The organism is Nitrospirota bacterium (genome assembly GCA_037386965.1).
Classification (GTDB): Bacteria; Nitrospirota; Thermodesulfovibrionia; order Thermodesulfovibrionales; family JdFR-86; genus JARRLN01.
The window spans coordinates 1-7,825 of record JARRLN010000112.1; the positions used below are offsets into that span (position 1 = coordinate 1).

The 7,825-nt window shown below is 65.9% G+C and carries 4 protein-coding genes; 2 read left to right on the forward strand and 2 right to left on the reverse strand.

Translation table 11 applies throughout. The annotated features are described in order from the left end of the window. Positions 1–614: 614 nt before the first annotated feature. Positions 615–2,015, reverse strand: a complete 1,401-nt coding sequence (gene purF / locus P8Y39_12270) for an amidophosphoribosyltransferase (protein ID MEJ2193091.1) — start codon at positions 2,013–2,015, stop codon at positions 615–617. Positions 2,016–2,219: 204 nt separating this feature from the next. Next, complete coding sequence (locus tag P8Y39_12275; GenBank protein MEJ2193092.1) at positions 2,220–2,663, reverse strand: hypothetical protein; 444 nt, start codon at positions 2,661–2,663, stop codon at positions 2,220–2,222. Positions 2,664–2,761: 98 nt separating this feature from the next. On the opposite strand from P8Y39_12275, the gene purL reads away from it, so the two are divergent. Together purL and P8Y39_12285 are read left to right on the forward strand one after the other, a co-directional pair. Further along, entirely contained in the window at positions 2,762–6,613 is a 3,852-nt protein-coding gene (purL, locus tag P8Y39_12280; GenBank protein ID MEJ2193093.1) for a phosphoribosylformylglycinamidine synthase, read from the forward strand. A 114-nt stretch (positions 6,614–6,727) separates the two neighbouring features. Next, positions 6,728–7,513, forward strand: coding sequence for a dienelactone hydrolase family protein (locus P8Y39_12285; protein MEJ2193094.1), 786 nt, complete (start codon positions 6,728–6,730; stop codon positions 7,511–7,513). Positions 7,514–7,825 lie beyond the last annotated feature (312 nt).

Genomic DNA, 7,825 nt, shown 5'->3' on the forward strand with positions numbered 1-7,825 from the left:
GTCCGGGCGGCAAAGATGAGGTCCTTGTCCCAGGTGAGAGTCATCTTCATGTCGGGGGCCACCTCGGACTTGTAGCCCTTGAGCGTCTTTTCCAGTTCCCGCTCTTCCTCGGCCATGGCTCGCCTCCTGCCCGTGGTATGAGGGGCCAAGGACCCCCCGCCGCACCCGGCGCGCGCAAAAACGCCGCTTCAGTCTTCGGCTTGCGGCCCTAATACTCTATAACCCTGCCCCCCCTCAAATCAAGCAGGCACGGCCTGCAGCGACAGGACATTGAAACGTCTCACTTAAGGAAGCCGGTTCAATTTAGAGATTAAAAAGAGGGGACTGGTCCCCCGGCCAGCGGGCCAAAGCGACCAAACATCGAAACGGCTTGCCCAAGGAACGGCGCGGTTAGATGTTTAAAAGGGCACTGGTGCCCCGGCCAGCGGGCCGAGCGTCCTGACATCGAAGCGGCTTGCTCAATGGGCGGTTCCGGAACCAACCACGTCTCGACTGAAGTCTAAAAGGGCACTGGTGCCCCGGAGCGCCAGGCGCGGCCTGGACCGGCTAGACATCGAAACGTCTTTGCCCAAGGAACGGCGCGGTTTGGTGGGTTAAAAAGGGGACTGGTCCCCCTAGAGGAGGAGTTCCATTTGTGCGAGTTTTTCGCCGGGGAAGTAGATGGGATATGTGTTGTCGAAGCAGGCGTAGCAGTAGTCGCCGGAGTCCGGAACGATGCGCTTGATGCCTTCCAGCTCGATGTAGGCCAGGCTGTCGGCGGTGATGAACCTCCGGATTTCCTCCGTGGAGTGGGAGGTGGCGATGAGCTCCTGGCGGGTGGGGGTGTCGATGCCGTAGAAGCAGGGGCCGGTGCAGGGCGGGGAGCTGATGCGCATGTGGACTTCCCTGGCGCCGCCGCCTTCGCGTATCATCTTGACGATTTTCTTGCTGGTGGTCCCCCGGACGATGGAGTCGTCCACCACCACGACGCGCTTGCCTTCCAGGAGGTTCCTCACGGGGTTGAGCTTGATCTTGACGCCGAAGTGCCGGATGTTCTGCTTGGGCTCGATGAAGGTCCGCCCGACGTAGTGGTTCCGTATCAGGCCGAAATCGAAGGGTATGCCGCTTTCCTCGGAGTAGCCGATGGCGGCCGGAACGCCCGAGTCGGGCACCGGGATGACGATGTCGGCGTCCACGGGGGACTGGCGGGCCAGCTGCCGGCCGAACTCCTTCCTCAGCTCGTTGACGTTTTGCCCGCCGAAGATGTAGCTGTCGGGCCGGGCGAAATAGATGTACTCGAATATGCAGTGGGCCTTGCGCAAGCTGGTCAGGGCCTGCTCGGAGCGGAGCCCCTCGGCCGAGATGGTCACCATCTCGCCCGGCCTGACGTCCCTCAGGTAGCTGGCCCCGATGAGGTCGAAGGCACAGGTCTCGGAGGCCACCACGTAAGTCCCTCCCACGGTGCCCAGCGCGAGGGGGCGGATGCCGTAGGGGTCGCGGACGGCGATGAGCTCCTTTTCCCGGAGGACCAGAAGGCTGTAAGCGCCGCTCACCTGCGAGAGGGCGTCGATGACCTTGCTGCGGAAATCGGAGCGGTGGGAGCGGGCCAGCAGATGCAGGATGACCTCACTGTCGGAGTTCGACTGGAAGATGGCCCCCTGGTCTTCGAGCTCCGCACGGAGCTCCTCGTCGTTGACCAGGGTTCCGTTGTGGGCGATGGCCAGAGAGCCCATGGCGAAGTTGGCCACGATGGGCTGGACGTTCTTCAGCCCGCCGCCCCCGGCCGTGGAGTAGCGGTTATGGCCGATGGCCGCGTAGCCGGGAAGGCGGCGGAGGCGCTTCTCGGTGAAGATGTCGGCCACCAGGCCCACGCCCTTTTCCGTGCAGAAGGCCTTCCCGTCCGAGGACGTGATGCCGGCCCCCTCCTGCCCCCGGTGCTGAAGGGCATAGAGGCCCAGGTAAACGAGGTTGGCGGCCTCGGGGTGCCCGAAGACGCCGCAGACGCCGCACTCCTCGTGGAACTTGTCACGGTCCATGGTTTCCGAACCCCGCAAAAAATTCCCCCGGAAGGAAAAGTACTCTTTATTTTACCATAAGAACCTGACTCAAAATTGCTTCCGGCTCAGCCCCGAAAAGTCTTGCGACTTTTCGGGGACCCTGGCGCAAGAGGCCTTCTTCTCTCTTTCGCTTCGAAATCAATTGTGAGACAGGTTCACAATGTTTACCTTCATCGGGTAATGTCACGGGCTTTCGGGGGAGGTCCGGGGCTCGACGAAGGGGCTTCCCCTGAGGACGCCCGCAATCTTGAGGGGCTTCCCCGTGAGGCTGAAGACGGCCATCCCCTTCAGGGTCTCCTTCTTCCCGTCCAGGGTCCATGTGCCGCTCCAGGAGACGTTCAGCGTGACCTCGGTTGCGTCCTGGTTTACTTCCACCCACCGGGGCGTAAACTCCAGCTCCACGCTCCGGAACTTCTTGATGTTCCGGATGATGTCGGAGTAGGCCTCCTCCGTGGCATAGCGCCTCATGGCCTGGAAGTTCCTGTGCACATAGGCGTTCCTCAGGTCCTCGGCCACGGCGATGGCTTCCTTGGCGACAAGGGCTTCCTCCGGGGGCTGGCGGACCTCCTTGCCCCCGCAAGCGACGAGCAGGAGCAGGGCGGCAAGGAGCGGCAGGAATCTCTTCATGACCCCCTATTTTACCAGAAGGCGCCCTGAAAACGGGCGGCGGGGCCGCCCGCGGCGGCCTCTGAAATCCTTTCTTTTGATGGTGTAATATTATCCCAATGGCACTCGTTCACCTGTACAGGAGACCCGCGCTTACCGAGGCGGGCAAGAACGCCCTTTTCATGAAATTCCCAGAGCTCACCGACATCGAGAGCGAGTTCTGCCATAACGTGGAGGTCTCCGAGCCTCTGGATGCCCGGGAGCTCGGGGTCCTCCGCTGGCTCCTCGGAGAGATTTTCGAGCCCGAAAACTTCTCCGACAAGAGCTTCCTCGCCGGGGCGGGCGTCATCGAGGTGGGGCCGAGGCTGAATTTTCAGACCGCCTGGTCCACCTGCGCCGTGTCGGTCTGCCACGCGGCGGGCCTGGGCAAGGTGCGCCGCATCGAGCGCTCCCGCCGCTACCTGCTTCACGGCCAGGGGGGCGCGGCGGATGCCGGGACGGCGGAGCGCTTTGCCGCCGCGGCGCACGACCGCATGACCGAGTGCCCGTACCCGGAGCCCCTGGTGAGCTTCCATACGGGAGTGCAGCCCGAGCCGGTGACGGTGGTGCACCTCATCGAGGAGGGAAAGCAAGCCCTGGAGGACCTCAACCGCAGGATGGGGCTGGGCCTGGACGCGTGGGACCTGGAGTACTACTACAATCTCTTCGCCAGGGAGATGAGACGAAACCCCACCAACGTGGAGTGCTTCGACCTCGGGCAGTCAAACAGCGAGCACTCCCGCCACTGGTTCTTCAAGGGACGGCTTGTCATAGACGGCTCGGAGATGCCCCAGAGCCTGTTCGAGATCATCAGGGCCCCCTACGAGAGAAACCCCGGCCGGAGTGTCATCGCCTTCAAGGACAACGCCAGTGCCATCCGGGGCGGCACCGTCAGGACAATCCTGCCCGAGCGGCCCGGGGAGCCCTCGCCCTTCAGGGAGCGGGCGCTGGACTGCCATATCACCTTCACCGCCGAGACCCACAACTTCCCCAGCGGCGTGGCCCCCTTCCCGGGGGCGGAGACCGGCACCGGCGGGCGCATCAGGGATACCCAGGCGGTGGGCAGGGGCGGGCACGTCATCGCGGGGACCGCGGCCTACGCGGTGGGCAACCTCCGCATCCCGGGCTACGAGCTTCACTGGGAGGACCCCTCCTTCCTGTACCCGGGCAACCTGGCCTCTCCCCTGGACATCGAGATAGAGGCCAGCAACGGCGCTTCGGACTACGGCAACAAGTTCGGCGAGCCGGTCATCCAGGGCTACACCCGCTCCTTCGGGCTCCGGCTTCCCGGCGGTGAGCGCCGGGAGTGGGTGAAGCCCATCATGTTCACCGGCGGGGTGGGACAGGTGGACGCCGGGCATGCGGGGAAACGGCCCCCGGAGCGGGGGATGCTCGTCACCAAGGTGGGAGGGCCCGCCTATCGCATCGGCATGGGCGGCGGGGCCGCCTCGAGCATGGTGCAGGGGGAGAACGTCGAGGAGCTGGACTTCAACGCCGTGCAGCGCGGCGACGCCGAGATGGAGCAGAAGATGAACCGGGTCCTCCGCGCGTGCATCGAGCGGGGAGAGCATAACCCCATCGTCAGCATCCACGACCAGGGTGCCGGGGGCAACTGTAACGTCCTCAAAGAGCTGGTGGAGCCCGCGGGGGCCAGGGTCGACGTCCGGAAAATACTTTCCGGCGACCCCACGCTCTCGGTGCTGGAGCTCTGGGGGGCCGAGTACCAGGAGAACGACGCCCTTCTGCTTCGGCCGGAGCACGCCGCCCTCTTTGCCGCCCTGTGCCGCAGGGAGAAGGTGCCGTTTTCCTTTGTGGGGGAGGTGACCGGGGACGGGCGCATCGTGGTGGAGGACACGAAGCAGGGCACGGTGGCCGTGGACCTGGAGCTCAGGAAGGTCCTGGGCGAGATGCCCCGGAAGACCTTCGTCATCGAGAGGCAGGCGCCGGTGCTCGCCTCCCTTGCCCTTCCCCCGGAGGCCACCCCCCGGGAGGCCCTCGCCCGGGTGCTCAGGCTCCTTTCGGTGGGCTCCAAGCGCTTTCTCACCAACAAGGTGGACCGCTCGGTTACCGGCCTCATCGCCCAGCAGCAGTGCGTGGGGCCCCTGGGCCTTACGCTGGCCGATGTGGCCGTGGTGGCCCAGAGCCACTTCGGCCTGACGGGGGCCGCCATCTCCATAGGGGAGCAGCCGATAAAGGGGTTGATAGCCCCGGGGCCCATGGCCCGGCTCTCGGTGGCCGAGGCCCTGACCAATATCCTCTGGGCGGAGGTGACCGCCCTGGAGGACATCCGCTGCTCGGCCAACTGGATGTGGGCGGCCAAGCTCCCCGGCGAAGGGGCGCTCATCCACGACGCCGCGGCGGCCATGAGCGAGCTGATGACGGAGCTGGGCATAAGCGTGGACGGCGGTAAGGACAGCCTCTCCATGGCCGCCCTGGTAAGGGAGGGCGCCGAGACGGTGAAGGCCCCGGGGGCGCTGGTCGTCTCGGCCTATGCACCCGTCACCGACGTTACAAAGACCGTGACCCCCGACCTCAAGGGCGGCCCCGGGGGAGGCGAGAGCAGCCTCCTTTACGTGGACCTGGGCGGCGGCAGGTACCGCCTGGGCGGCTCCGCGCTGGCGCAGGTCTACGGGCAGGTGGGGGAAGAGTCCCCGGACGTGGAGGACGCCCGGCTCCTCCGGGGGGCCTTCCGGGCCGTCCAGGCCCTCATCCGGGATGGGCGCATCCGGGCGGGCCACGACCGGAGCGACGGGGGCCTGGCGACGGCCCTCCTTGAGATGGCCTTCGCCGGAAACAGGGGGTTTGCCGTGGACATCAAGGCGGAGGCCCCTCTCCTGGAGGTCCTCTTTGCCGAGGAGGCCGGGCTTCTCGTGGAATGCGACCCCGGCGATGAGCACCGGGTCCTGGCCGCCTTCGGGCAGCAGGGCGTGCCCTGTGCCCTTATCGGCCGCACCCGGGCCAAAAAGACCGTCTCCATCTCGGTAAACGGCAAGGAGGTCCTCTCCGGGGACATGCTCCCCCTGCGCGCCCTCTGGGAGGAGACCAGCTACCAGCTGGAGCGCCTCCAGGCCAACCCCCGGTGCGCCGAGGAGGAGAAGGAGTCCATCTACGACCGCTCCGCGCCGGCCTTTGCCCTGACCTTCGAGCCCCGCCCCACCGGCGAGGGGCAAGAAGAGGCTGGCCTAAAAGCGACTGGTCGCCGCCCGCGGGTGGCGGTCGTGCGCGAGGAGGGCAGCAACGGCGACCGCGTAAGCCTGAACGCCTTCCGGGGGGTGGCCTTCGTGGGGGGGTTCAGCTACGCCGACGTGCTGGACTCCGCCAAGGGCTGGGCGGGGGCCATACGGTTCAACGACAGGCTCAGGGAGGAGTTCGACGCGTTCTACCGGAGGGAGGACACCTTCAGCCTGGGGGTCTGCAATGGCTGCCAGCTCATGGCCCTTCTGGGATGGGTTCCCTGGAGCGGGCTCGAGGGGACCGAGCAGCCCCGCTTCGTCCGGAACCGCTCCGGGCGGTTCGAGTCCCGGTTCTCCACAGTGCAAATACTGGAAAGCCCATCCATCATGCTCCGGGGGATGGAGGGCTCGGTCCTGGGCATCTGGGTGGCCCACGGGGAGGGCAGGGCCCTGTTCCCTCACGGGAAGGTCTACGAAAAGGTACTCCGCGACGGGCTGGCCCCCGTGCGTTTCGCCGACGACCGGGGCCGGGCCACGGAGCGCTACCCCTTCAATCCCAACGGCTCCCCCGAGGGCATCGCCGCCCTGTGCTCCCCCGACGGGCGGCACCTGGCCATGATGCCCCATCCGGAGCGCTCCTTCCTGCTTTGGCAGTGGCCCTGGGTGCCCCCCGAGTGGCAGGGAAGCCTCACGGCCTCCCCCTGGCTCCGCCTCTTCCAAAACGCCCGCCACTGGTGCGGGGACCAGTCCCCTTTTTAAACATCGAACCGAACCGTTCCTTGAGCAAGGCGTTTCGATGTTTTATCGCACTAGGCCGCGCCTAGCGGTAGGCAGGTGGGGTTTTCTGTGCTATAAAGAGGCAAGGAGGCTCTCATGAAAGTCCTGATTTATATTCTGGCTTTATCCTTTTTCTTCCCGGTCCTGGCGCAGGCCAGGGTTGTCACGGAGACGGTGACCTACGAGCACGAGGGGACGACGCTCCGGGGCTATCTGGCTTATGACGATGCGCTTGCGGGCAAGCGCCCGGGGGTGCTGGTCGTCCACGAGTGGTGGGGGCTTAACGACAACATCAGGCAGAAGACGCGGGCGGTGGCGGCCCTGGGGTACGTGGCTTTTGCTGCGGACATTTACGGCGGCGGGAAGACGACCACCCGGGCGGAGGAGGCCGCGACCCTGGCCCGGCGGTTTCTCTCGGACCGGGAGCTTCTCCGGGCCCGGGCCCGGGCGGCCCTCGGGGTGCTCGAAGGCCACAAGCTCGTCGACCCCGCGCGGCTGGCGGCCATCGGGTTTTGTTTCGGCGGAACCACGGTGCTTGAGCTTGCCCGGAGCGGCGCGCCCCTCCTGGCCGCGGTGAGCTTCCACGGCGGGCTTTCCACCCTAAGGCCCGCGGATGCCCGAAACATCCGGGGGACGGTCCTCGCCCTGCACGGGGCCCGGGACCCCTTCGTCACGGGGGATGAGGTCCGGGGCTTCCGGGAGGAGATGGGCGAGGCCGGGGTGGACTGGTACATGGTTGTCTACGGGCATGCGCTTCACAGCTTTACGAACCCCGGGGCCGGGGACGACTCCATCGAGGGGACGGCCTATAACGAGAAGGCGGCCCGCCGCGCCTGGCAGGCCATGGCGGCGCTCCTTCAGGAGAAGTTCGGAAAGCCCTGAAGGGGACCAGTCCCCTTTTTAACATCAACTTGAAACGGCTACCTTAAATAACACTCTTCGATGTTTGGCCGCTCCGGCCCGTTGGCCGGGGCACCAGTGCCCTTTTTAAACGTTGAATCCCGCCGTTCCTTGAGCAAGGCGTTTCGATGTCCTGTCGCTCTGGGCCGTGCCCAGTCGCTCCAGGCCGCGCCTGGGGGACCAGTCCCTTTTAATCATCAAACCCCGCCATTCCTTGAGCAAGGCGTTTCAATGTCAGGACGCTCTGGGCCGTGCCCAGTCGCTCCAGGCCGTGCCTGGGGGACCAGTCCCCTT

What these genes read in the sequence shown, in the direction of transcription:
- purL (MEJ2193093.1), top strand. Translation starts at nt 2,762, where the DNA reads ATGGCACTCGTTCACCTGTACAGGAGACCCGCGCTTACCGAGGCGGGC.
- P8Y39_12275 (MEJ2193092.1), bottom strand. Translation starts at nt 2,663, where the DNA reads ATGAAGAGATTCCTGCCGCTCCTTGCCGCCCTGCTCCTGCTCGTCGCT.
- P8Y39_12285 (MEJ2193094.1), top strand. Translation starts at nt 6,728, where the DNA reads ATGAAAGTCCTGATTTATATTCTGGCTTTATCCTTTTTCTTCCCGGTC.
- purF (MEJ2193091.1), bottom strand. Translation starts at nt 2,015, where the DNA reads ATGGACCGTGACAAGTTCCACGAGGAGTGCGGCGTCTGCGGCGTCTTC.